General features: G+C 71.6%; 16 protein-coding genes and 1 pseudogene. 12 read left to right on the top strand and 5 right to left on the bottom strand.

The window, feature by feature from the left end; all coding sequences use genetic code 11:
* Positions 1-177: 177 nt before the first annotated feature.
* Positions 178-1,605 carry a ParB/Srx family N-terminal domain-containing protein gene (locus tag PUR61_RS02900; RefSeq protein WP_329875274.1) on the bottom strand — a complete coding sequence of 476 codons (1,428 nt, stop codon included), beginning with the start codon at positions 1,603-1,605 and terminating at the stop codon, positions 178-180.
* Positions 1,606-2,011: 406 nt separating this feature from the next.
* Here PUR61_RS02900 and PUR61_RS02895 point away from each other — a divergent pair, with 406 nt between their 5' ends.
* The 3 genes from PUR61_RS02895 to PUR61_RS02885 all read left to right on the top strand — a co-directional run bounded on the left by PUR61_RS02895 (position 2,012) and on the right by PUR61_RS02885 (position 4,738).
* Positions 2,012-2,794 (top strand): S1 family peptidase, encoded by a 783-nt coding sequence (locus PUR61_RS02895; RefSeq protein WP_329875272.1) that lies wholly within the window; start codon positions 2,012-2,014, stop codon positions 2,792-2,794.
* A 216-nt stretch (positions 2,795-3,010) separates the two neighbouring features.
* Positions 3,011-3,922, top strand: coding sequence for a LysR family transcriptional regulator (locus PUR61_RS02890; protein ID WP_329875270.1), 912 nt, complete (start codon positions 3,011-3,013; stop codon positions 3,920-3,922).
* A 237-nt stretch (positions 3,923-4,159) separates the two neighbouring features.
* Positions 4,160-4,738 (top strand): snapalysin family zinc-dependent metalloprotease, encoded by a 579-nt coding sequence (locus PUR61_RS02885; RefSeq protein ID WP_329875268.1) that lies wholly within the window; start codon positions 4,160-4,162, stop codon positions 4,736-4,738.
* 844 nt (positions 4,739-5,582) lie between these two features.
* On the opposite strand, the gene PUR61_RS02880 is transcribed toward PUR61_RS02885, so the two are convergent.
* Positions 5,583-7,013 (bottom strand): MFS transporter, encoded by a 1,431-nt coding sequence (locus PUR61_RS02880; RefSeq protein WP_443034629.1) that lies wholly within the window; start codon positions 7,011-7,013, stop codon positions 5,583-5,585.
* Positions 7,014-7,558: 545 nt separating this feature from the next.
* On the opposite strand from PUR61_RS02880, the gene PUR61_RS02875 reads away from it, so the two are divergent.
* Positions 7,559-8,080, top strand: a complete 522-nt coding sequence (locus tag PUR61_RS02875; RefSeq protein ID WP_329875266.1) for a TerD family protein — start codon at positions 7,559-7,561, stop codon at positions 8,078-8,080.
* A gap of 92 nt (positions 8,081-8,172) precedes the next feature.
* Here the strand turns inward: PUR61_RS02875 and PUR61_RS02870 are convergent, their stop codons facing one another.
* Positions 8,173-9,120: a helix-turn-helix transcriptional regulator gene (locus PUR61_RS02870; RefSeq protein WP_329875264.1), complete on the bottom strand. Its 948-nt coding sequence runs from the start codon at positions 9,118-9,120 to the stop codon at positions 8,173-8,175.
* Positions 9,121-9,315: 195 nt separating this feature from the next.
* Between PUR61_RS02870 and PUR61_RS02865 the strand changes: the two genes are divergently transcribed.
* The 5 genes from PUR61_RS02865 (at position 9,316) to PUR61_RS02845 (ending at position 18,130) form a co-directional block, all read left to right on the top strand.
* On the top strand, positions 9,316-10,260 hold the full coding sequence (locus PUR61_RS02865; RefSeq protein ID WP_329875262.1) for an alpha/beta fold hydrolase: 945 nt from the start codon (positions 9,316-9,318) through the stop codon (positions 10,258-10,260).
* A 181-nt stretch (positions 10,261-10,441) separates the two neighbouring features.
* A complete protein-coding gene (locus PUR61_RS02860; RefSeq protein ID WP_329875260.1) occupies positions 10,442-11,191 on the top strand; it encodes a MerR family transcriptional regulator in 750 nt (249 codons plus the stop codon).
* Positions 11,188-11,871, top strand: a complete 684-nt coding sequence (locus PUR61_RS02855; RefSeq protein ID WP_329875258.1) for a hypothetical protein — start codon at positions 11,188-11,190, stop codon at positions 11,869-11,871. Before PUR61_RS02860 ends, PUR61_RS02855 begins: the two co-directional genes overlap by 4 nt.
* Positions 11,872-12,210: 339 nt before the next feature.
* Complete coding sequence (locus tag PUR61_RS02850) at positions 12,211-17,043, top strand: RHS repeat-associated core domain-containing protein (RefSeq protein ID WP_329875256.1); 4,833 nt, start codon at positions 12,211-12,213, stop codon at positions 17,041-17,043.
* Between the two features lie 52 nt (positions 17,044-17,095).
* A complete protein-coding gene (locus PUR61_RS02845) occupies positions 17,096-18,130 on the top strand; it encodes a hypothetical protein (RefSeq protein WP_329875254.1) in 1,035 nt (344 codons plus the stop codon).
* A 112-nt stretch (positions 18,131-18,242) separates the two neighbouring features.
* Here the strand turns inward: PUR61_RS02845 and PUR61_RS02840 are convergent.
* Together PUR61_RS02840 and PUR61_RS02835 are read right to left on the bottom strand one after the other, a co-directional pair.
* Positions 18,243-18,398: pseudogene (locus tag PUR61_RS02840) on the bottom strand (pirin family protein); the annotation flags it as partial.
* A 248-nt stretch (positions 18,399-18,646) separates the two neighbouring features.
* Positions 18,647-19,483, bottom strand: a complete 837-nt coding sequence (locus PUR61_RS02835) for an SDR family NAD(P)-dependent oxidoreductase (RefSeq protein WP_329875252.1) — start codon at positions 19,481-19,483, stop codon at positions 18,647-18,649.
* Between the two features lie 634 nt (positions 19,484-20,117).
* Here PUR61_RS02835 and PUR61_RS02830 point away from each other — a divergent pair.
* The 3 genes from PUR61_RS02830 to kdpB all read left to right on the top strand — a co-directional run bounded on the left by PUR61_RS02830 (position 20,118) and on the right by kdpB (position 23,490).
* The gene (locus PUR61_RS02830) at positions 20,118-20,552 is read left to right on the top strand and encodes a restriction endonuclease (RefSeq protein WP_329875250.1); all 435 of its coding nucleotides are present in this window, start codon (positions 20,118-20,120) and stop codon (positions 20,550-20,552) included.
* Positions 20,553-20,738: 186 nt separating this feature from the next.
* On the top strand, positions 20,739-21,089 hold the full coding sequence (locus PUR61_RS02825) for a GNAT family N-acetyltransferase (protein WP_329875290.1): 351 nt from the start codon (positions 20,739-20,741) through the stop codon (positions 21,087-21,089).
* Between the two features lie 199 nt (positions 21,090-21,288).
* Positions 21,289-23,490 carry a potassium-transporting ATPase subunit KdpB gene (gene kdpB / locus PUR61_RS02820; protein ID WP_329875248.1) on the top strand — a complete coding sequence of 734 codons (2,202 nt, stop codon included), beginning with the start codon at positions 21,289-21,291 and terminating at the stop codon, positions 23,488-23,490.
* The last annotated feature ends 210 nt before the right edge of the window (positions 23,491-23,700 follow it).

The raw sequence follows: 23,700 nt of genomic DNA, 5'->3' as shown, positions 1-23,700 counted from the left end.
CGATAACCGGACATTCTCGTACCGGGCGAGGCGGCAGGGGCCCGCCCGGCCCGGTCCGCGCGCTCCCCGGCCTTGTCGGAGGCCGCGTTCGCCTGCCCCTGCGCGGGAGCGGACAACGACGCGGCCGCCGGCCGCCCTCGGGTGGAGGGCGGCCGGCGGCCGGAGGTGCCACCGGGTTCAGGAGGTCGGGTTCCCGACGAGCTGGACCGGGCCGTTCAGGGTGTTCGGGGTGCAGCCCGGAGCGGCCAGGGTGAGGTGGTCACGGGTGTTCACCACGCTCAGCGGGCCGGTCAGGACGGTGCCGCAGAGCTGCACCGTGCCCGCGCCCACCGCCTGGACCGGGCCGGTGATGTCCGAGCCCTTGACCACCAGGCTCGCTCCCGCGCGGACCACGACGGGCCCGGTCTGCCGGGCGCCGGTCAGGCAGGTGGTGCCGCGCGAGACGACCAGCGGCCCGGTGTGTCGGCCGGTCACGGTCTCGGTGCAGGCCGGACCGGTCGGAACCTTGGCACGGAAGTCCAGGGCGTAGGCGAGCTTGCCGGGCTTGGCCTCGGTGATCGGGGCGCTCAGCTTGCCGAACTCGCCGCCGGTGGGCTTCTTGCCCGCGTTCCACGGGTTCAGCCGGCCCAGCTCGTCCGCCGTGCGGCCTCCGGTGATCACCGTGCCCCCCGGCACGGCCGACATGGCCTGGGAGGCCGTCCGGACCGCGGCCAGGTACGAGGTGCGGTCGGTCGTGCTGTACGAGCCGGGCAGGCCGATGCCCTGGCCGCGGAGCCAGTCGCCCCAGAGGAACTCCAGGTACTCGGCCGCGCCGTCCGGCACCGAGTAGCCGATGTCCCGGGTGAAGTAGACCAGGCTGCGGTACGGGTCGTCGTGGAAGTACGCCAGGCCCAGGTGCTGCGGCAGCTGCTCGACGGTGATCGGCCGGTTCTGCTCGTCGATCAGGCGGACCCAGTTGCGGGCCCGCATCTCCTGCCAGAAGGCGGCCGGGGACAGGTCGCTGAGGTTGGCCTGGACGATGAGGCGCAGGTGCAGCTCCGGCCCGCCGTCCGGGGCCTCCAGGAAGGAGGTCAGCGTGTGGTGGCCGTCGGTCAGGTAGAGCGCGCCGCCCGGGCCCACCACGACGGTCTTCATCTCCGCGCGACTCGCCTCGGTCTCCTGGCCCAGCGGGACGGTGCAGGTGAACGTCGCCGGGTCCGCGAGCCGCGCGCCCGGCAGCACCGTGGCGGCCACGCCCTGGCCGTTGGTCTCGCACCAGTCGTCGAAGCGCTTGTTGGCGGCGCCGTTCAGCTCGTCCTTGGGAGAGGTGTAGCGGCCGAGCTTGTAGTACACCTCGTCGTAGCCGACCGAGGGTTGGGTGGGGCGCACCTGGTCCAGGGTCACGTCCAGCAGGTCGCCCGGCCGGGCCCCCGACGCCCCTCCCGGCGTTGTCGCGCCGGCCGGGCCCGCCGGGGCGGTGGCCACGCCGGCGGCAACCGCTCCGGCCGGGGTGGCGAGACCCGCCAGCCCGCCCAGCGCGAGCATGCCGGCCGCCGCGGCGACGAGCGCGCTGCGGCCCGGGCTGCGGCGCGGGGGGACGGGCGCGGGGACGGGGCCGGTGCTCATGGTTCTCCTGCGGCTCGACGGCTGAAAGCGATCACTGCTGGCGCACATCCATCCATCACTCCCGGCTCGACGGGTGGCCGCAGGGCGTCCCCGGGGTTGCGGGTGCGTGAACCCTGGTCGTCGCCGTTCTCGGGGCCGGGGCCGGCCTCGCGGTCGTAGCGGCGCGCGGTGACGCCCTGCCACGGCGACGACCGCGTGCCGCCCGAGCCGGGGGCGCCGCCCCGTCCGACCTGCCGAAGCCTGCGCCCGCACCCCCGGATGTTATGGGCCGCTGACATTGGCGCGGCCGGTGCCGCCGCTCACATACTCCTGTGAACGGCAGGTTGATGGGCCACCGACAACCCGAAACGGGTGTCCGGCCCTCCCCCCCCTCCGTTCCCCCGACACCCTCACCGAAGGAACCCCCATGCGCCCTTCCCGACCCCTGTCCGCCGCGGGAATCGCCCTCGGCCTGGTCATCACCGCACCGGCCTTCATCGGCACCGCCGCGGCCGCCCCGACCCCCATCGTCGGCGGCGAACAGGCCACCTCCACCTACTCGTTCATGGGATCCATCCAGGTCAACGGCGGCCACTACTGCGGCGCCTCGCTCATCTCGCCCGAGTGGATGGTCACGGCCCTGCACTGCACGTACGGCCGCAGCGGCCCGCTCCAGCCGTCCGCCCTGCGCGTCCGGATCGGCTCCAACGACCACCTCGGCGGCGGCACCCTGAGCGGGGTCTCGCGGATCGTCCGCCCCTCCGACGACCAGAGCATGGCAGGCCAGGACATAGCACTCCTGCGCCTCAGCAGCAGGGTCACCAACACGCCCGTGCCGATCACCGCCACCACCCCGCCCGACGGCTCCGCCACCCGGCTGCTCGGCTGGGGGCAGACCTGCCCGCAAGCCGGCTGCTCCACCTCCGCGCCCCGCTACCTCAAGCAGCTCGACACCAAGGTGCTGCCCGACAGCTCCTGCGACGACATGGTGAACAGTCGCGAGCTGTGCATCGCGGGCACCACCTCCGCCACCGCCTGCTACGGCGACTCCGGAGGCCCGGCCCTGATCACCCGTAACGGCCGGCGCGAACTGGCCGGCGCCACGAGCCGCAGCGGCACCGACAGCGACACCTGCGGAGTCGGCGGCGCCATCTACACGGACCTGGCGTCCTGGCGTCCCTGGATCCAGGAGTACACCGGCACCCTCTGAGCCGTCGCTCCTGCGGCGCGCCCCCCGCACGAGGGGTCGGGCCGCCGGACCGCGGCCGGCCCGGGTCGCACGACCCCGCTCCGGCCGCGGTCCGCCGTCCGAGAGCTGACAGACCGCCAGGTACGGACCAGCGCCCCACACTTCACGCCTCACGTCTCGCGTCTCACGCCGGAACCGTGGACATGACATGGGGGCGTGAACTAGCCTCGCTCAGCCATGGAACTGGAACTGCGGCACCTCCGCATCCTGCTGGCGATCGCCGACGCGGGCAGTCTGAGCAGGGCAGCTGCCACCCTGATGCTCTCCCAGCCGGCGATGACCACCCAACTGCGCAGAATCGAAGCCTCCTTCGGCCAGCCCCTCTTCGAGCGTTCGGCTCGCGGGGTCGCCCCCACACCGGCCGGTGAACTCGTGATCCTGCACGCCCGTGACGCCGTGGCCAGCGCCGACCGGATTCGCGGCTGCCGCCGCCGGTCGGCGGCCGACCTGGAGCCGGTGACGGTGGGCGGCAGCTCCGGCCCGTTCCTGGGCCATCTGGCGATCCACCTGCCGGCCTCCCTGAGCAACCCCGTGAGCTTCGTGCAGTGCGCGACCACGGGGGAGGCCATGAGCCGGGTCGCGGACCGGTCCATCGCCGCAGGGTGCCTGGTCGACCTGGACGGCTTCGGCACGGCACCGCCCGACGGGGTCGTCGTCGACGTCATCGGACTCGAACCCGTGGTGGTCGTCCTCCCTGCCGGGCACCCCCTCGCCCGACAGGAGCGGGTCGACCTCGCGGGCCTCGTCGGCGAAACCTGGCTCCTCCCGCCCCACGATCCCGGCTGCGACGACTACGGGGCGCTCGTCGCGGCCTGCGGAGCCGCTGGATTCGCGCCGCGCGTCTCACCGCTCCGCATCGGACAGGTGGGCGTCCTGTGCGACCTGGTCACCCAGGGCGTCGGCCTCACCCTGCTGCAGGGATCGGCCAGAGCCCGGGAGGGCGTGGTCATGCGAAGACTCGCGGGCGACCCGCTCCTCGGAAGACACGTGCTGGCCCTGCACCGCGAGTCACCCCTCATCGGCGCCCGGTCGCTGCTGCTGGCCCTCGTCCGGGACGCCTTCGATGCCCGGTGCATCAAGCCGGACTGACGCCCCGGCGGGAGAGCGGCTCGCCCACCACCCCCGGGCTTCGAGTCCGTCTGCGGCAACCGCGACCGGGCGCCGTTGCCGGGAACGGGCGTAACACCCGCGGGCTGGCCGTCGATTTACTTGACAGTTCACCGCCAAATCAGGGGCGCCCGCCCCTTCGCGGAGGTGGCGATGCCCACCGCCCGCGCCACCCCCTCCCCTTCGTCCCGGGGAGACCGACCCCACGTAAGGACCGTCATGTCCCACTCGAAGTGGTTCACAGCCATCGGCACCGCCGCGGCCATCACCGTGATCATGGCGCCTGCGGCGCAGGCCGTGTCCACACCCGACGCCGCACGGACCGGCACCGCCGCCGTGACCACCCTCTACTACGACGCCACCCGGGCCGCCGGCTGGGAAGCCGCCGTCTCGGCCGGCGTCGCCTCCTGGAACGCGAACACCAAGAACGTCAAGCTGGTGGCGGCCCGGCCCGGCACCCGCGCCGAGATCCAGATCGTCGCCACCACCGGCTGGCCGCAGGCCACGCTGGGCCCGGTCCGTCCGGGCGGCCAGGCCCGGGTGGAACTCGGGAACCAGGCCGTCACGGAGGGCCACGACAAGACCCGCATCGCCGCCCACGAGATCGGCCACAACCTCGGCCTGCCCGACACCAAGCCCGGACCGTGCTCCCAGTTGATGTCGGGCTCCAGCGCCGGCACCACCTGCAAGAACGCCGTCCCCAACGCAGCCGAGCGGTCCCGGGTCGAGTCCGCCTACGCCGGCCGCACCGCCACGGTCGACCGGGCGGAAGGCCGCCTGCTGGTCGACGCGTCCTGACCGTCCGGCGGCGAGGGCAGCGCCCCCTGCCCTCGCCGCCCGGACCGGGGACGGTGGCGGCCGGTGCGCCGCACGGCCCGGCACACACCGGCCGCCGCCGATCGGCCCCCTCGTGAGGGCGATCCCGGCTACTGGTGTTGGCCCGGGCGGGTGAAGGTCCCCTCCGCCGGGCATCGGAGCCGGTCAGCGAAGGTCCGAGGTCCTGCTGTTCGTGTCGCCTCCCGACAGCGAGGTTCCTGTGTCACCTGTCCGACAACGGCGGCTGCGTCCGCCGCACGTCCTGTCCGCGTTGCTGGCGGTGGCGCTCGGTACGGGCGCCGCCTAGCTGGCCGTCACCTCCCAGGCCGCCTCCGCGGGGACCCCGAGGGCCGGAGCCGTCCGGGCGGACTCGAAGCCGGTGCCCGAAGCGGCCGGGCCGAAGCCCCGGGGGGCCGGGACGCAGCGCCCGATCGGCCCCGACCCGGTGGTCGACCTGCTGGCGCACGGCAACCTGGCGATGGCCTCCAACTTGGTTCTGACCTGCGACGACAGCGACGGCTCGGTCTGCAACGACACCGAGGGCACCAACAACGGCCGTACCAAGTTCGTGAAGACCGACCCGAACGCGCCCGGTGACAACGCGTCCTCCGCGCAGCTGGTGATCCCGGCCGGGGCGGAGGTCCTGTCGGCCCGCCTGTACTGGCAGTTCAACCCGACCAACACCAGTACCGCGGGCGGCACCTCCGGAGACATCAACACCGGCAACCTGGTGTCCTGGAAGGTCCCGGGCGGCACCTCCTACGAGCAGCTCACAGCCGACACCTACGACTGGTTCGACCAGCAGGTGGGTGGTACCCCGCCGGAGTCACGGTCGGGGCCGGGTCCCGGCCCGGGTCGGTGCGGTGGGAGCGGTGCGGGGGAGCCGGACGGCTGCGGCAAGGCCGATGAGGGCGGCGAGGGCGAGCGCGGCCATGGCGGCGGCGTAGGCGTTCTGGGTGAGGTTGGCGACGAGGATGGTGCCTGCGACGGCGGTACCGAAGGAGGAGCCGAGGTTGGAGATGCTCCGGGACAGGCCGGAGATCTCGCCCTGCTGGTCCTCGGGGAAGGCGGACTGGACCATGTTCACGGAGGGGGTGAGCATGACGCCGAGGCCGAGGCCGATCAGCAGCAGCCCGGGGGCGAACGCCCAGGCGCCGGGTCGGCCGGCGACCAGGGCCAGCAGGAGGGCGATGCCGAACACGGCGAGGGCGAACCCGCTGATGATCAGGGTCCGTTGGGGGAAGCGCCTGGCGAGGCGTTCCGCGGCGAGGGAGGAGGCGAGCACGCCGAGGGTGGCGGCGGTGAAGATGACGCCGGTCTCGATTGCGTCGTAGCCGCGGACGACCTGCAGGTAGGTGGCGACGGTGAACGAGGTGCCCATGAGGAGCAGCCACTGGGCGTTCTGGGTCACCAGGCCGAGGTTGGCTGTGCGGTTGCGGAAGAGGCTGGTGGACAGCAGTGGTTCCACCCCGGCGCGCTCCTCGCCGCGGATCCAGTGCAGGAACCAGCCCAGGACGAGGGCGCCGGCGGTGATCAGGCCGAGAGTCAGCCACAGGTTGTCGTCGGCGGCGAGGATGCCCGTGACGATCAGGACCAGCCCGCCCGCGGACAGGACGGCGCCGCGCACGTCGAAGTGGCGATCGGGGTCGGCGGGGAGCGGGTCGGCGATGTTTCGGCTCAGTGCGATGATCACCGCGACCACCAGGGCCTGGAAGACGAACGCGGCGCGCCAGCTGATCGCGGAGGTGATCAGGCCGCCGATCAGCGGGCCCGCGGCCGCACCGACGCCGCCGGCCGCCATGATGACCCCGAACGCACGGGCGCGGGAGGTCAGGTCGGGGTACAGCAGCGTGGTGAGGATGTAGACGGGGGGAATGAGCAGGGCGGTGCCGACGCCTTCGAGGAGCGAGTTGCCGAGGATCAGCACGCCGAGTCCGGGGGCTACCGCACTGAGGAGCGCGCCGACGCCGTAGACCGTGAGGCCCGCGAGGAAGCAGCGCTTGCGGCCGAACCGGTCGGTCGCCTTGCCACCCGGGATCATCAACGCGGCCATGACGAGCAGGAACACCGTGATCGCGACCTGCACACCCTGCACGGTGGTGTCCAGGTCGTGGCTGATGTCGTTGATCATCACGTTCATGTTGGAGCCCGCGAAGCTGCAGATGAACTGCGCCAGCGCGAGTGGTGCCAGCATGCGTGAGCCGGCGCCCGACCGGGCAGGACGGGCGTGTTCGCCGGCGGCGGGATCCTCGGTCACGGGAGCTGGCCTCTTTTCACGGCGGAAGGATCAGGCGCCCGACAGCGTCTCTCCATGGCACCGCCAAACTCGGCCCGCCGCATCCGGAACGGCAGACCGCACCTGCGGGCCGTCGCCGCGGCGGGTGATCCGCCGGGCGCTCCCTGCTCCCCGGGGCCGTCGGGCCGTCGGGCCGTCGCGGGATCCGTGGAGCGGCTGCGCGCCGCCCGCGACCGCAACGCCGGACCCGCGGTCGGATTCGGCCCGTGGGCGGCGACCGGCACCGCGGTGGTCCGGGCCGGAGCTGCCTTCGAGATCTACCGACACCTCGTGCCCGGCTCCGTCGGCCGCGCCGCCCGGCTCCTCGGCCTCCGCCTCGCCGCCCGACCACGCGGAGGCCCTGCCCCTGGGCCGGGTCCGCGCGGGTCGGACGGTCAGCCGGGCCCGAGGTTCGCCCGTGCGAAGCTCACTTCCTGTCAATCACATGTCAGTACACTGTCGTTGCCCACCATCGGGTGGGTACTCCATGGCGCCGTGGGTCGGTGTGACGACGAAGGGAGAGTCCGGTGAGCAGTCTCAACAAGGGTCTGGAGCGGATCGAAGTAGGCCTGTTGTGGGATCCGAGCCCAGCCGGCTCGGCACGTCACGATCTGGACCTCGTCGCCGCGACGTACACCGCCGACGCCCCGTCCGTCGCCCCCTCCTACCTGGTCCACTTCGACAGCCGCGCTCCCGACGGCACCATCACACTCACCAGGGACAGCCGCGACGGCAAGGGCCTCGGCGTCGACGAGCGCCTGGTCCTGGAGCTCGACCGTCTGGCGGACCGCTACCGCCGGGTTGTCGTGGGCGTCGCCATCCAGCAGAACGCCGGCCGGCTGACGTTCGGGGACATAGCGAACCCCGTGCTGAAGATCCGGAACGGGCGCGACGAGTTCGCGGTCGTGGACTTCTCCGGCACCGGTGAGGCCACGGCGGCGAGGGTCGCGGAGTTCGTCCGGGAGAGCTCAGGGGTCTGGGGATTCCGGCCCGGGGTCTACGGATTCGACGCCGATCCGGCGACCTTCGCGAGGATCATGGGCACCTGAAGCCTGCCGCAGCAGGCTGGGGCGGGTAGGCCGGGATTCTGTCCGAGCCGTACGAGTCGGTACCGCCCGCCGGCCGGCGCCGCATCAGGGTCTCAGCCGTACCGCTCGACGAGCGCGCTGCCGATCGAGGCCAGGCGGTCCCGCACACCCGGAGGGCCGGTCACGTCGAGCCATTCGACCAGTCCGGCGAGCTCGCCGGCGAGCGCGTACTCGTTGTAGCCGCGGATCACGACCTCGACGCGGCCGTCGGTCGTGGAACCTCCCACGACGAGCCGAGGGCCGAGCATCATTCGGAGCAGGCCCATCCCGTCGGGCGCGCACACCGCCTGGATCTCCAGGGGCGTCCGCCTGCGGTCGACCTCGTCGGCGATCTCGCGCCAGCTCGCGGCGAGGTCGAAGTCCGCGGGTCGCCGCGCGGGATCGCCGGTCGGGTCGACGGAGGACACGCGGTCGATCCGGAAGGTCCGCCGGCCGGCCCCGGTGTCGGCGACGAGGTACCACGACGGACCTTTGGCCACGATGCCCAGCGGGTGGACGGTCCTCGCGGATTCGGCGCCCTTGCCGTCGACGTACCCGAGCCGCACCTGGACGCCTCGGATCACCGCGTCCTGGAGCTCGTCGAGGAAGCGGGCCGGCCGGTGCTCGACCGGGCTCGACCCCCATCGTTGCGGGTCCATGACCAGCGACGACGCCGCGGCCTCGGCCTGCACCCGGAAGGGCTCCGGCAGAGCGTGGACGAGCTTGCGCAGAGCCGCTCTCACGGCCGGCGTCGCGGCCGAGGCCTGGCCTGCGACCAGGAACAGCGCACGGGCCTCACCCGCGGTCAACCCGGACAGGTCGGTGCGGGCGCCGCCCACGAGGCGCCAGCCGCCGCCCCGGCCCTGCACGGAGTACACGGGCACCCCGGCCGTGGCCAGGGCATCGAGGTCGCGGCGGGCGGTGCGCTCGGACACCTCCAGCTCTCGGGCGACCTCCGCCGCGGTCACCTGCTCGCGCCGTTGCAGCAGGAGAAGGACGGCCACCAGCCGGTCGGATCGCACGCCGGCAACACTTCCACACAAAACCGGTCATGGGGTGACCGGGTTCGTCGGCAGGATGGCGACATGGCCTCACGGGCGAGTCGCACCACCCGCGACCGTGTCGGCCCCTGGCCTGCCGGGGCTGCGCCGACGCCGTCGTCGGGACCCTTCGCCGCCTGATCGTCCCGAATCCCGAAAAGATGAGGAAGAAATTCAGTGTTCAATCCAGCTGATTTCCCCGAGCCCACCGTTGTTCCGGTCAACGGCGTGGAGCTCGAAGTTTTCGAAGCAGGTCGACAGAATGCCGGAAAGCCCATCGTGCTCTGCCACGGCTGGCCGGAGCACGCCTTTTCCTGGCGCCACCAGGTGCCCGCCCTCGTCGCAGAGGGATACCACGTCATCGTCCCGAACCAGCGGGGTTACGGCAATTCGTCCCGCCCGGCCGACGTCACGGACTACGACCTTGCGCACCTGTCGGGTGATCTCGTCGGACTTCTCGATCACTACGGGTACGAGGACGCCACCTTTGTCGGTCATGACTGGGGTGCCATGGTCGTCTGGGGACTGGCCCTGCTGCATCCGGACCGTGTGAACAAGGTGATCAACCTGAGCCTGCCCTACCAGGAGCGCGGAGAAAGGCCCTGGATCGAGTCCATGGAGGAGGTACTCGGCGGCGACTTCTATTTCGTCCACTTCAATCGGCAGCCGGGCGTCGCGGACGCCGTGTTCGAAGAGAACACCTTCCAGTTCCTTCGCAACATCTACCGGAAGAACGAGCCCCCCAGGGAGCCTCGGCCGGGTATGGCACTGATCGATCTCGCCAGGGCGGAGAAGCCGCTCGGTGAGCCCGTGATGAGCGACGGCGAACTGGCTGTCTTCGTCTCCGCCTTCGAATCGGCGGGGTTCACGGGCAGTGTGAACTGGTACCGGAACCTCGACCGCAACTGGCGCTTGCTGGCGGACGTGGACCCGATCGTCCGGCAGCCCACACTCATGATCTACGGCGACCGGGACACGGTGCGCAGGTCCGAGAACCTGGCCGAGTTCGTGCCCCAGGTGGACGTGGTCAGCCTGGACTGCGGCCACTGGATCCAGCAGGAGAAGCCGGTCGAGACGAACCGGGCGATCTCGGAATGGCTGAGGCGGCACGAGAGGGCCTGAGGATCCGTCCGGTCGATCATGTGATTCTCCGGGCCGGTCCTTCTCCTGAGCGGCTCGTCGAACCAAAGGCCGGAATCGTCGGGACGAACGGAAGAGTTCGCCGACGGACCGACGCGGCCGGGTCGGGGGCAGGCGCGCCTGTCCTTGACCTTGCCGCAACGTCATGGTTTTCACTGGGTTCATGAGAATCGGCGAAGTCGCGGCGCTGGTCGGGGTCACCCCGCGGGCCGTACGGCACTACCACCATCTGGGGCTGCTGCCCGAACCCCTGAGACGCAGCAACGGGTACCGCGAGTACGGCATACGGGACGCCGTCCTGCTCGCCCGGATCCGTCGGCTGACCGAGCTCGGAGTCGGACTCGACGAGGTCAGGGACGTCCTGGCGGACGCCGAAGGCCATGACCTGAGAGAGGTCCTGGAGGAGCTGGACGCCGACCTGGCACGGCAGGAGGCCCTCCTGCGGGAGCGACGGTCGCGGCTGGCCGCGCTGCTGGTTCAGGCGCAGGAGGGGTCCCTGCTCCCCGGGGGACCGGTCTCGCCGGAGCTCGCCGGTCTGCTGGCCTCGCTCGGCGGCACCGATGACTCGCCCGCGGCCGTGAAGGACCGCGAGCACCTGGCGTTCCTCGACGCCGCGACCCCGGAGGAACGGCGGGTGTCGCTGATGGCGGCGCTGCAGGAGATGTCCGAGCACGCGGGACAGGTCTACGGCCTGCTGGACGACCTCGTCGGTCAGGCGCCGGACAGTCCGCAGGTGGCACGGGCGGCCGAAGCGTTGGCGGCTCTTCTGCCCGACAGTCTGGCGGCGCACGTTCCCGGCGCAGGCGCGTGGGGCCCGGCCGGGGCCCTCTACGAGGACCTGGCCCCGGCCCAGGCCGCGGCCGTGCGCCGCGCGCTCGGACTCCTCAAGCGACGACAGGGAGAGTCCGCATGACCTCCACGCCCCCGGCGCCCCGGCCGCAGCCCGCCGGCACCGCGCCACCGAAGCGCCCACGGATCGTTCCGGTACCCGTGCTGCGCGTCCTCGCACACGAGCGACGTGTCATGGAGAGCCTGGTCCGGTGGGTCACCCGCCGGCCGCACGGCACCGACGGAGCCGACGCGGTCTTCACCCACGGCCGGGACCAGGCCACGACCATGTACGCCCTCACCTTCGCCTGTGTGGTCGAGACCGGCGCCCTGTCCCTCCTCCTCGCCGGCCTACCCGTCCTCCACGCCGTCCTCCTGGTGGTCGACGTCTACACCGTGTTGTTCGTCCTCGGGCTGCACGCCGCCTCCCGCACCCGGCCGCACGTCCTCGCCGGCCGCACCCTGCGGATCCGGCAGGCGGCCGGCGTCGACATCCGCCTCCCCCTCGACCGGATCGCCTCCGTCCGCCGCGACACCCGCTTCACCCACGAGAAGAAGGACGGCGAACTCAACCTCCCCATCGCCTCACAGACCTCCGTCACACTCGAACTCACCGAACCGGTCGACGCACCGACCTTCCTCGGCGCACCCCGCCTCGTGACGGTGATCAGGCTGCACGCGGACGACCCACAGGCCCTCCACGACGCCGTCACGCGAGTACGGTTCACGCCCGGACCGGGCCCGGAGGCAGCCTCGCAGACCTGACCCGGGTCCGGGTACGGGTACGGGTACGGGTCCGGTCCGGCAGGACCGCCGCCCTGCCCGCGGGCCCCGATGGCCCCTTGGTCCCCTCAAGTCTGTTGTCCTGTAAGGGAATCAGCCATTCTGCGTGTCCGCACCACACGCGAGCATCGGAGCCGTCAGTCTGGTGAGAGGTTGAGGGGGCCGGCGCCAGGGCCCTGTCTGCCCGTTCCGCCCTGTCCGCCCTGTCCGCCTCTGCCGGAAGTGTTCTTCATGAGTTCACCGCCGTCGTTCTACTCACAGGCCGGAAACTTCGGGAGTGCGGTCGCGGGGGGTGTGGATCCGCGGACCGGATTGTTCAACGTGCGGATCTCGTTGGGGAATCTGGTCGGCAACCGCAATCTCGGGCCGTCGCTGCCGCTGGTACTGGGCTACTCACCGCTCAACGGCACCGATGCGGGCCTGGGGCGGGGCGTCTCGCTGGGGTTGACCGCCTACGACCGGGACAACCGGCTGCTGGTCCTGGCCTCCGGAGAGCAGTACAAGGTCCAGGAGACCGACAGCACGGTCGTCCTGAGGCAGAAGAAGCTGGACACGGTGCGCGTCACCAAGGACCGGGACGCGTACCGCCTGGTGCACAAGTCCGGCGACGTGGAGATCCTCACCGGGCCGCGGAACGCGTTCGGCCTCAAGGTGCCCACCACGCTGCTGACGCCCGCCGGGCACGCCCTCGGCCTGACCTGGGACTTCGGCCACGGCTCGGTGCCGCGCCTCAAGGCGGTGAACGACGAGAACGACACCCTGCTGACCGTGGACTACACCGGGAGCGCCAAGGCCACCCTGACGGTGCTGCCGGGGCACTCCGAGGGGTACCGCGTGGAACTGCGCTTCCAGGACGGCCTGTTGTCGAGCGTGCACCACTTCGGGCTCGGCGCGGACGCGCCGCTGGTATGGAGCTTCAGCTCCGAACCGGTGGGACGGCAGGGGGCGTGGGGTTCCTGGATCACCCGGGTCGGCATGCCCGGCGGAATGTCCGAGACCGTCTCCTACTCCCAGGGCGGGACGGGTCACCGGTTCCCGGACTCCGCCGGACTGCCGGCCCTGCCCTACGTGACGCGGTACGTCCGCAGACCGGGCGGCGACCAGCCGCAGACCGAGGTGGACTACAGCTACACCGACAACAACTTCCTCGGCGGCCGCTCCGGTGCTGCCTGGAATTCCGACCTCGACAGTCTCTACGGGGTCCTGACCGGCTACACCTACGGTTCCACCGAGTCGGTCACCACCGGGGGCCGCACCACGAGGACCACCCGCACCTTCAACACCTACCACCTGCAGACGGACGAGACGACAAGCCGCAACGGCTGTTCCCGGCAGGTTCGCACCGACTACCACGCGGTCGTCGGCCGGCGGTTCGAGCAGCAGGACGACCGCTTCCAGCTCCCGAAGACCCGCACCGTCACCTGGACCGACCCGGACGGCCGATCACGCGACGAGGTCACACAGACCGACTTCGACGACGCCGGCAACCCGCGCAGCCGCACCGATCCCGACGGGACCCGGACCGACTGGGAGTTCTACCCCACGGGCGGCAGCGGATCGGACTGCCCGCCCGATCCCCACGGATTCACCCGGTGGCTCAGGGCCGTCACGCACACGCCGCCGGGCACCGGGTTCGACGCACCCGCCGTCAGGACGTCCTACTCCTACACCTCGTACGCGACACCGGACGCGCGGGTGCCCACCGCGGTGGTGAAGTCCTCGGAACGGCAGTACGCCGACGGCCGGCTCCTGCGGAGGGAGGACCTCGCCTACGGCACCTCGGGCGCGGAGTTCGGCCGCATCACCGCGCTGGCCGAGGTCGAGTTCCCGGACGGCGAGGGCGGCGACTCCTACACCGCGTCCCACGCCTTCACCTTCCGGACGGACGGTGAGGCGCTGGTCCAGACGCACCGTCTGACCACCCACGACCGGTTGACGACGATGCGCTCGCAGCGACGATCGCGTTTCACCGGGCGCCTGTGGTCGGCCACCGATCCGCAGGGCAACACCGTGACCACGAGCTACGACGGCCTGGGCCGCATGCTGACCCGCACCACCCACCCGGGCACCCCGTACGAGGCGACCGAGACCCACACCTACGAGGTGGGGACCTCCGCCCCGTTCGTCACGACATCCACGGACCCGCTGGGCAACCAGCGGCGCGTCAGCTTCGACGGCGCGGGGCGGCCGGTCGTCGGCGAGCGCCGGCACACCGGCGGCGACGGCACCTGGCAGGTCGTCCAGCGCGTGAGCTACGACGAACTGGGCCGCACGGCATCGGAGTCGGTGACAGACCACCTGCCCGACGGCGGCGGCAGAGCAGCCGAGCTGACCCGGACCCTGTCCTACGACGACTGGGGCCGGCTGTCGGCAATCGCCTGCGACGACGGCACCGGCCGGCTCACCCGGATCGACCCGGTCTCGCTGACGGCCACGGTCCAGCAACTGGGCGGCGGAAGCCCGGTGTCCGGAACGGGGGTGACCACCTTCAACACGCGGGGCGAGCCGGTGGCGACGGAGCGGTTCGACCTCAAGGGCGCCCCCTCCGGCCGGCGCACACTGGAGCACGACGGCCGGGGCCGGCTGCGCCGCGAGACCGACGAGCTGGGGAACACCACGCAGTACGACTACGACATGCGCGGCCGGCTCACCCGCACCACCCTGCCCGACGGCACGGCCGTCACGCGCGCCTACGCACCGTTCTCCTCCGGCGGCCTCGCCACGACACTCACCGTGGCCGGAATCCCCTACGGCGCACAGGCCTTCGACGGCCTGGGACGACTGACCGGCACCAGCTCCGGCGGACGCACCTGGTCCTACCGGTACGCCCACGACAGCGACCCCCTCCCCACCCAGGTCACCACCCCCGACCAGCGGCAGATCACCTACGCCTTCGTCCCCCAACTCGGCAACGCCGTCTCCCGGGTCCAGGCCGACTCCCTCACCCAGAGCCTCGGGCACGACCCCGTCTCCGGCTTCCTGACGAGCGCGCAGGAGGCCGACGTCACGGTGACGCGCGACTACACCCCCGCCGGCCTGCCCCGCACCGAGACCACCACCCAATCAGGCGGTCCCGGCGTCACCGCGCGATGGACCTTCACGCCCGGCGGCCTGGAAACCGGCTACACCGGAGTGGACGGCACCGCCCGGCAGACCCTGCGGGACACCTTCGGCCGGATCACCGCCATCACCGACCCGGCGATGGGCGTGTCGCTGGGCTACGGCTCCGACGGCCGCCCGACCTCGTGGACCGTCAGCGACCCGCAGTCCGGGTACACCCTGACCACCACGCTCACGCTGGACGACTTCGGCCGCGAGGTGACGCGCTCGACCCGGGACAGCCGGGGCCGCACCTGGTCGCTCACCCAGCAGTGGCTGGACAACGGCCTCCTCGCCCGCAGGACGTCCACCTCCGGCACGACGCTGCTGCGCGACGAGACCTTCGGCTACGACGGCCGCAACCGGCTCACCGCCTACACCTGCGCCGGATCGACGCCTCCGACCGACGCCCAGGGCAACGGGATCACCGCGCAGACCTTCGACCACGACGCCTTCGGCAACGTCACCCGGTGCCGGTCGCAGTACGCCGACGGCTCCGACACCGCGACCTACCTGTACGAGAACCCGTCCGACCCGTGCCAGCTCACCGGCATCACCCACACCGGCGGCACCCACCCGCCCCGGATCACCCTGGCCTACGACGCGGCCGGGCGCCTGATCACGGACCGGGCCGGGCGCACGCTCGCCTACGACCCGCTCGGCCGCCTGCGCTCGACGGGCCCGGCGAACGAGTACGGCTACGACCCGCTCAACCGGCTGCTCACCCAGCGGACCGACGGCCGCACCACCGTCCTCCACTACCGAGGCGAATCCCTCGCCGCCGTCACCGAGGACGGCCGGCCCGCCCGCCTCCTGCAACTCGGCAACGGCGCCTACGTGGCCCAGTCCCGCGACGGGCGCACCCGGCTGCTCACGACGGACGGCGCCGGTACCGTCCACCTGGCGGCCGGCGCCGAGGGCCAGGAACCGTACGCCCGCACCCCTTACGGCGAACGGCCGGTGGGCGGCGCCGACAGCCTGCTGGGCTTCACCGGCCAGCGGAGCGACCCGATGACCGGCTGGTACCACCTCGGCAACGGGGCCCGCGCCTACGATCCCGTCCTCCTGCGGTTCACCACCCCCGACGCCCTGAGCCCCTTCGGTGCGGGCGGCGTCAACCCCTACGCGTACTGCGCGGGCGACCCCGTCAACCGGGTCGACCCGTCGGGCCACCTGAGCTGGCAGGCCTGGCTCGGCATCGGCCTGGGCATCGCGGGCCTCGCCCTGGCCGCCGTCACCGGCGGCATGGCCATCGTCGCCGCCGGCGGGGTGATGGCCGCGATCAGCGCCGCCTCCGCCACCACCCTGGTCGTCGGCACGCTCGGCGTCGCCTCCGACGTCACCGCCATCGCGGGCGGTGCCCTCGAAACCGCCTCCCCCAAGGCCTCGGCCGTCCTCGGCTGGGTCTCGCTCGGCACCGGGGCGGCCGGGCTGGCCGAAGGCGGCGCGCGCCTGGCCCGCCTCGGGGCCGAGCGCGCCCCGGGCTTCGCCGAGGAGGCCGCACGCGGATTCGGAGGGCCGGCGAAGAGGAAGGCCACGCTCGGTCTGAAGCTCGCGAAGACCGATCCCGAGCTCCACGGCCTGCCGGTCGTCCTACCGGACAAGACCCCCTGGGACATGTTCGTCATCGAGAACCGCAACGGTGCGAGGGTCTGGGTCAGCGAAGGCGAGGTCGACGGAGTCATGGTCAGGAGGGCTGCCCTGAACGCGGCGGCGCGCGGCAAAAAGGTCGACATTCTCAGCGGAACACACGGCGCCGAGCTCGGGGAGCGCACCGGCGCGGAAGTGAAAGCGGAGTTCTACCACCAGGACGTCGGCGGCAGGCCGCACGCCGCCACGGGGCAGGAGAGCCTCTGGTCGCCGAACGTGTACGTGCACAACACGCCCCGCCTGTCGTTCGACCGGATCGGGGAGATCCTGCGGGGCGACTCCAGTCACGAAATCATCGTGGGCTTCTGCTGCAGCCGCAACGACGACGCCGTCCGGGAGTTCCTCGGCCTGGACGCCGGCTACTCGTACTCGCCACGTTTCGCCGAATTCCACACGGCGCTCTGAGACCCTGCCGCACCGCCGCCGCACCATCTCGGACGAACGAAGGAGACCACGCATGTCGACATGGACCAGCGTGTCGAAGCTCTCGATCATCCTCGTGAGCGGAGACGAGACGTGCGACATCTACGCGAACGGGCGGAACAGGATCGGCGTGATCATCAGTATCGCGCCGACCGACGGCGACGGGGATCCCGTCGAGGTCGACTCCGCCCACCTGCTCGACCGCCTGTGGCTGATCGACTACGTCACCGAGTCGACACTCAACTGGAACGGCACATCGGACTGGTGCTACACGGACACCACCAACGCCTTCACCGCCGCCCCCGGCCTGTCCGGTGAGCGCGCCGAAGCCTCGTTCGACGACGACGGAACCCAGCTGGTCACGTTCTACGTGTACTGCGCCCCCGGAGTGAGCCCGAAGTCGATCGGCGTCCAGGTCAAGACCGACAGCGACCACATCATCAAGAGCTCCTTGAACGGAACGCACCAGGCGAAGGTCAGGCTCAATCCGCGGAAGGCCGTGACGTACACGCTGGCGGACGTCACCTGGGACTACTCGCGAACGTCGACCAAATACGGCGACGACACGAAGTACGTGACGACGAACGCCTGGAACTACTACCTTTCCTTGCGATCCCCGGACAACTACTTCGTCACGTTCTCGGTGAGCAACTACTTCAGCGGGTCCGGCTACGACGGGTTCTTCGCCTGCAACATCACCCCCGACAACCATCACAAGAACTTCTACGGCGGCTACGTCTGGTACCACGAGCCGCACGGTTCCGCCTACTACTTCGACAACGACGGGCGCAGCGAAGCGCAGGTCGTCAACTTCCCCGACGGCAACAAGTGGTGGGACTACGCGAAGATCTACAACCGGGACAACCCCGATCAGTACCTGTGCTTCACCTGGGTGCACTCCACCACCGGCGGCAACGGATGGCACCTTCCGAACGGGCCGCTGGACACGTGGAGGGAGTGGTTCGCCCCGGAGATCTACGCGTACGACAGGTACGGCAACTGGGGCGCCTTCTGGGTGGACGGAGGGGACATCGTCGGCGGCCTCAACCTCTACGAGCTCAACCAGTAGGAAATGAGATTCGAAGACCGCCGTCCACATCCATCCGCCCGCGGCGACAGGACTGGCACACCGGATGCTGTCGCAGCCCTGTCTGCGCGCACCATTCCAGCATCTCCCCAGGTCAGCGCACCCGACCGCGGGCCTTGAGGGGTAGGGCCGGGAGTTCGGGGGCGTGGAGGCGGGGGCCGTCGTAGCCGTGGACCTCGCCGAAGCGGGTGCCGGTTTCCCAGTCGTTGCGGGCTTGGGTGACTTCTTCGCCGGGGCGGCCGATGAAGTCTTGACGGCATCTTGACGGCCCCTGGAATGCGGCGGCCCCCGGGGGGACTGCCCGTCCGGCACATCGGACGGGAGCCCCCGGGGGCCGCCAGGGTCACCCGGTGCCGGTGGCACGCGGTACCGGGTGGGTCATGGGGTTGCCGGGCTACCGGCCGCCCGGCTTGCGGCCGTGGTTGGCCTTCTTCTTCCGCCGGGCCTTCTTCTTACGGGCACGCTTGGACATGTCGCTCCTCCTCCGGCGGACGGGGTTCAGGCGACCTGGCCGACGAGTTGGTCGGCGAGCTTGGCGAGGCGCTTCTGCGAGCGCTCCTCCTGGGCGACCACGGCCGTCGGGGCGAGTTCGCCGCCTTCGTAGTACTCGCCGTTGAGCAGCGGAACCTCCGGCAGGCAGAGCCGCACGACGGCCGCCGCGCCCTCCGCCGCCGGCGCGCCCGCCCGGCCGTACAGCGGGAGCAGCGCGGTGTCGCACAGGCCCGGGTTGAGGCTGACGGCGGTGACGCCCGAGCCCGCCGGGGCCATGTCGGCGGTCGCCATGGTGAGCGCGAGCTGCGACTGCGCGTACGCGGCGACCCGCGAGTACCGCTTCACCCGGTGCGGGTCGGACCAGTTCATCGAGGCGGTGCGGTGCAGCGAGGAGGAGACGTTGACGATCCGGGCACCGCCGGCCGCCGCGAGCGGGGCCCGCAGCAGCTTGGTGAGCAGGTGCGCGGCGAGGAAGTTGACCTGGAGCGAGACCTCGTTGCCGTCATCGGTGAGGGTGCAGCGCTCGGGTGCCATCACGGCGGCGTTGTTCACCAGCAGGTCCAGTGCCGGGTAGTGCTTCACCACCGTGCCGGCCAGCACGGCAACCTCCGAGAGCCGGCGGAAGTCGGCGGCGAGCCCGACGAGTCGGTCGCGGCGCGCGCCGGCGGCGACCAGCCGCTCGACGGCGTCCTCGGCCTCGGCGGTGGTGCGGGCGTGCACCAGCACGGTGGCACCGAGCCCGGCCAGCAGGCGGGCACTCTCCCAGCCGATGCCGGAGGAGGCGCCGGTGACCAGGGCGGTGCGGGCGGCGAGCACGGTGGCGGACAGAACAGCGTCGGACATGACCCATCCAAGGGTGGCGGGCACCGCCGGCCCCCGAGGACATGGCAGAGCATGCCCTCGGCGGGGGCCGGCGGTGCGGAGAGAGGTGGAACGGTGAGACGCGCGTACGCCTCCCCGCACGGGCGGCGAAGAGGCGTACGGCGTTGAGCGGCACGATCGGCGGCCGAGCGGGGAGGCTCGGACCTACCGAACGGCGGCGACCGCGACAGCGACGACCTGCGGCCGCGTATGCGGCGGACGGTCGTGATGGCGTGTCGAGCGGTTCATGTCCCCCATCCAACGCTGCCCGGCGGAGACCGGCAAGCCCACTCACCGGCCCTGACGAGCCCTTGACGGATCCCTGGCATGCCTTTGACGTCCAGGCTCCAGCGCTTCTCGTGACAGCCTGCCCCGCCAGTCGGCTGGCCTCGGTAACCTCATCAGTGCGGCAGAGGAGGACGCGGCGACCCTACTGCCCAAGGCACAGGACGCGGTAACGGCCCTGAAGACATGGACCGAGCGTCAACAGGGCCTGACCGAGGAACGCGAGCGGCTCGCGTCCGAGCTCGCCAGCCATCGAGCAAGTGCGCAGGCACGTCAGGGATTTGCGGCTCGGCTGGTAGCGCTGGACGACCGATTCGCCGAGCTCCGCAGGATGGAGGACCGCAGGAGGGCCGGTCTGCTGTTCGAGCCCTTCCTCAACGAGCTGTTCCGCCTTTTCGACCTGGACCCGCGGTTGTCGTACGTGCTGGAGACGGAGCAGATCGACGGCTCGTTCTTCTTCGACACGGATGACTACATCGTCGAAGCGAAGTGGTGGAAGAAGGCGATGGGGCGGGAGCACGTCGACATCTTCGACGCCAAGGTACGGCGCAAGGGCAGGAACGCACTGGGCCTCTACATCGCGGTCAACGGCTTCACCGCCGACGCGTTGAAGGAGTACGACCGGCGGACCGCGTTCATCACGATGGACGGCGGAGACCCTCATGTGCGTGTTGGAGGGCCGCATCCCTCTGGACGACCTGCTCAAGCGCAAGAAGCGCCACGCGAACGAGACGCCGCCGAGGGCCGCCGGTCCGCGCCGGCTTGACGGGATCCTCACGCAGCCGACCATGGTCCGAACGCCGTCTTGACACCGTGCCACGGGCGGCCGCGGCACGGGTCGCGCCAAGGTTCCGTCAGCGCCGCGCCGATCACCGCCAGGCTTCCGTCAAGGGCCGGCCACCGGGCCGTCCGGCGCGCGGTACTGGACGGGTGCCCGCCTCCGTGACCGCCCCTGCCGCCGCCCTCCCGCCCACCGCCCGGTTCGCCCCGGAGCTGCCGGGGCCACCGCGGATTCGCCTGGGGCGCGTTCCTCGGCCCGTATCTGGCCTCGGTCGCCTGCGGGTACCTCGTCGGCCGGGAGCATCTGGAGATCGCCGTGGCGACCGATCCCGCCTTCCGCCGCCTCGACCTCGCCCTGACCTGTGTCCGCTCGGCCACCGCCGCCGCCCGCGCCCACGGCCTGACCCCGACGTGGTCCGCTCCGGAGACCAACCAGGCCAGCCGGGCCCTCGCGGAGGCCGCGGGCTTCCGGGCGGTCCGGCGCGAGGTCGTGTACTGGGCGGGCCCGGCCGTGAGCCGGTGACCCCGGTCGGCCCACAGGGCGTCAGGTGCCCGCGTCAGAGGCGTGTCAAGGATGTCCCGTGTCGCGCCAAGCGGGCGTCAAGACACCCATGGGGTGTGGAGGTCCGGTGCTTCGCTGTGCGGCGTCGCTGTTCGTCCTCTCATCGCCGACATGCCGTCACCGCTCCCCCCGGTGGCGGCTCCGGAAGGTCACAGAACTGATGCGCCGTTCGGCCCTCACCCCACCGGCCACCACCACCGAACCGGCCCCGCCCAAGCCGGACTGGTTCCGCCGCCAGAAGGCCGCCGGAGCCGACCCTGCGCCCCCGCACCCGAGCCACCGCCCCAGCACGCCGAAGCCCGGACGCCGCCGGCTGATCACCGCCCGCCAGCTCCGGGAAGCCCTGCCCGCAGCGGTGCGCAAGCTCCACCCGCGCACCATGGCGAAGAACCCCGTCATGCTGGTCGTCGAGACCGGCTCCGCCCTCACCACGCTCACCGCGGTCGTCCACCCGAGCGTGTTCGCCTGGGTGATCAGCTTCTGGCTCTGGCTCACCGTGCTCTTCGCCAACCTCGCCGAGGCCGTCGCCGAGAGCCGCGGCAAGGCGCAGGCCGACTCGCTGCGGCAGACGCAGACCGGCGCCGCCGCCCGGCGTCTCCTGCACTGGCGGGTCGGCGGCCACGACCACCGCCACGAGTCCATCCCCGCCGAGCACCTGCTCCTGCACGACCTCGTACTCGTCCCCGCCGGTGAGGTGATCCCCCGCGACGGCGAGGTGATCGAGGGCGTCGCGACCGTCGACGAGTCGGCGATCACCGGCGAGTCGGCGCCCGTCATCCGCGAGTCCGGCGGCGACCGCACCAGCGTCACCGGCGGCACCCGCGTCCTCTCCGACCACCTCGTCGTACGGATCACCTCCCGGCCCGGCCAGAGCTTCATCGACCGGATGATCGCCCTGGTCGAGGGCGCGAACCGGCAGAAGACACCGAACGAGATCGCCCTCAACATCCTGCTCGCCTCGCTGACCATCGTCTTCCTGCTCTCCGTGGTCTCGCTCCAGCCGATGGCGATCTACGCCGGATCGCCGCAGACCACCGTCGTGCTGGTCGCCCTGATGGTCGCGCTCATCCCGACCACCATCGGCGCCCTGCTCTCCGCGATCGGCATCGCGGGCATGGACCGCCTGGTGCAGCGCAACGTCGTCGCCCTCTCCGGCCGCGCCGTCGAGGCCGCCGGCGACGTCGACGTCCTGCTGCTCGACAAGACCGGCACCATCACCCACGGCAACCGCCGGGCCGTCGCGCTGCACCCCCTCCCCGGCGCCACCGTCGAGCAGCTCGCCGAGGCCGCCCGGCTCGCCTCCCTCGCCGACGGGACCCCCGAGGGGCGCTCCGTCGTCGAGCTGACCGACCGCCAGTACTGGACGCCGCCGCGCGCCGAGGGCGAGCTGGGCGAGCAGACCACCGTCCCGTTCACCGCGCAGAGCCGGATGAGCGGCGTCGACCTCGCCTGGCCCGACGGCGCCACCTGCCTGATCCGCAAGGGCGCCGCCAACGCTGTCGCCCACTGGGTGGTGCGCAGCGGCGGGCGGCTGCCGATGGAGGCCAGGGGCGTCGTCGACCGGATCTCCGCCGACGGCGGCACCCCGCTGCTGGTCGCCGTCCACGACCGGCACGGCGCCCGGGCGCTGGGCGTGATCGAGCTCAAGGACGTCGTCAAGGAGGGCATCGCCGACCGCTTCGCCGAACTGCGCAGGATGGGCATCCGCACGGTGATGGTCACCGGCGACAACCCGCTCACCGCACGTGCGATCGCCGCGGAGGCCGGAGTGGACGACTACCTCGCCGAGGCAACCCCCGAGGACAAGCTCGCCTACCTCAGGCAGGAGCAGGCGGCCGGGAACATGGTCGCGATGACCGGCGACGGGACCAACGACGCCCCCGCTCTCGCCCAGGCCGACGTCGGCGTCGCGATGAACACCGGCACCCCGGCCGCCAAGGAGGCCGGCAACATGGTCGACCTCGACTCCAACCCCACCAAGCTGATCGAGATCATCCAGGTCGGCAAGCAACTCCTCATCACTCGTGGAGCGTTGACCACCTTCTCGATCACCAACGACGTCGCCAAGTTCTTCGCGATCATCCCCGCGATGTTCGTCGGCTCCTACCCCGGCCTAGCCCGCCTCAACATCATGGGCCTGCACAGCCCCACCTCGGCCATCGCCTCCGCGATCATCTTCAACGCCCTGATCATCGTCGCCCTGATCCCGCTGGCCCTGCGCGGCGTCCGCTACCAGCCCGCGAACGCCACCGACCTGCTCCGCCGCAACCTGCGCGTCTACGGGCTCGGCGGCCTGATCCTCCCGTTCCTCGGCATCAAGGCGATCGACCTGCTGATCCAGTTCGTCCCCGGCCTCGACTGACGACAAGGCGCCCACCGTCAAGGCCGCATCAAGAAGGGCGCGCGGGACATCAGGGCCCCGTCAGCAGCCGCCCCCGTTATGTTTTTCGCGGTCCTGCAAGAGGGCCGCTGGCCTCCGGGCCCCGGCATGACTGTGTCCCCCTGTCGAAGAGATGACCTGGGGGGTGGTGTCACCGGGCCCGGAGGTGTCGTCGGAGACGCTGATGAGAGG

This window comes from Streptomyces sp. BE20 (assembly GCF_036322525.1).
Taxonomy (GTDB): domain Bacteria; phylum Actinomycetota; class Actinomycetes; order Streptomycetales; family Streptomycetaceae; genus Kitasatospora.
Note: the sequence above shows the minus strand (reverse complement) of the source record. Positions and strands in the feature narration are given on the sequence as shown.